Raw genomic sequence first — 1,548 nt, 5'->3', positions numbered from 1 at the left:
CGCCGCAGACCTCGGCGCGGCGCGGGAATGGGCCGGTTCCTGGCGCGAACTCGACAGCGAGACAATACGACTGGACTATCACACGGTCGGCGGCCGACTCATCGGCACGAACGAATTGCCGCGACGAGTGTGGATCGAGGACTGGGACCAACTGTGGTCACTGCTGGGCGTCGCCGGCAAAGTCCGCCGCTTCATGGCGCTGCTGGAGCAAACGCGTATCGCCGCCCCTGCACTGGCGGACTGGGCGCTCGAGCGTCCCCTTCAGGCTTTGGACCTGGCCGAGGTTTGGGACAAGATCCTTGCCACGGTGCTGTGGATCGATACCACGGCGGGAACCAACTGCTACCTACGCCAGATCGACGTTCCAGGCGTCGATACGAAATTCATCGAACAACATCAGCGTATCCTCGCCCGCCTGCTCGACCGACATTTGTCACCCGAGCGCATCGACACCGGCTACCCGACATCCGATTTCGCCGCTCGATACGGCTTCCGCCGCAAGCCGCAATATGTGCGCTTCCGCTGGCTCGATCCGTCCAGCCGCACAGCGGGATTCGCCGAGCTGACAGTCCGCCTCAACGAACTCGCCTCCCGCCCACCCGACGCCGACACGGTCGTCATCGTCGAGAACGAGGTCACCTACCTGGCCCTCCCCGAGATACCTCGCACACTGGCCATTTTCGGCGGCGGCTACGCCCTGTCCCGCCTCGATACCCTCACCTGGCTCAGCGATCGCCGCATCCGCTATTGGGGTGACATCGATACGCACGGCTTCGCCATCCTGGACCGGCTACGCGCTAGCCACCCACACACCGAATCCGTGCTCATGGACCGAGCCACGATGCTCGCCCACGAAGGCCAATGGGTATCCGAACCCGCACCCTTCTCCACTCCCCTCAACCACCTGACCGACTCCGAATCAGACCTGTACCACGACCTCGTCCAGGACACCTTCGGCCCCGCGGCGCCGCACAGGTCGCCCAGGCTCTCGATATGAGCCCGGCGGCGGTCAACAGCGCCCTCCAGCGAGCACGGAAGACCCTCGGCCAGAACGGCATCGGCGAGGACGAGGTCACCGAGCCCGCCGAGCAGCGTGCCGTGATCGACAGCTACGCCACCGCCTTCCGCAACGCCGACCTGACAGCCCTGGAGAAACTCCTCGCCGACGACGTGACCATGGAAATGCCGCCCATGCTCAACTGGTACCTCGGCCGCACCGACTACCTCGGTTTCATGGGCCGCGTCTTCGACACCCGAGGCACCGACTGGCGCCTACTCCCGATCGGCGCGAACGGCCAGCCCGCCCTGGCCGCCTACGCCCGCGACAGCGAAGGCGCCTACACCCTCCACACCTTGCAGGTCTTCACCGTCCGCGACGGCCTCATCACCCACATGATCGCCTACCAGGTCGAAGAGATCTTCCGAATCTTCGACCTCGCACCCCGATTGCCCTGACCGATTCTCCTCGGCAAGGAATGGTGGACAGGGCCGCGACCGCGGGCACGCCGCGACGGAAACGGCGGACCGGGGTCGGCGGGCAGTGTTCGG

2 protein-coding genes are annotated in these 1,548 nt (G+C 65.8%); both read left to right on the top strand.

The window, feature by feature from the left end:
• Window positions 1-997: Wadjet anti-phage system protein JetD domain-containing protein (locus ACWELQ_RS45445; protein ID WP_452403152.1), on the top strand; the 997-nt coding region annotated here is incomplete at its 5' end.
• Window positions 994-1,455 carry a nuclear transport factor 2 family protein gene (locus ACWELQ_RS45440; RefSeq protein ID WP_452403151.1) on the top strand — a complete coding sequence of 154 codons (462 nt, stop codon included), beginning with the start codon at window positions 994-996 and terminating at the stop codon, window positions 1,453-1,455. The genes ACWELQ_RS45445 and ACWELQ_RS45440, both read left to right, overlap by 4 nt.
• Window positions 1,456-1,548: the final 93 nt, after the last annotated feature.

The sequence above is a fragment of the Nocardia sp. NPDC004722 genome, assembly GCF_053601505.1.
This window is presented reverse-complemented; position numbering and strand designations above follow the sequence as displayed.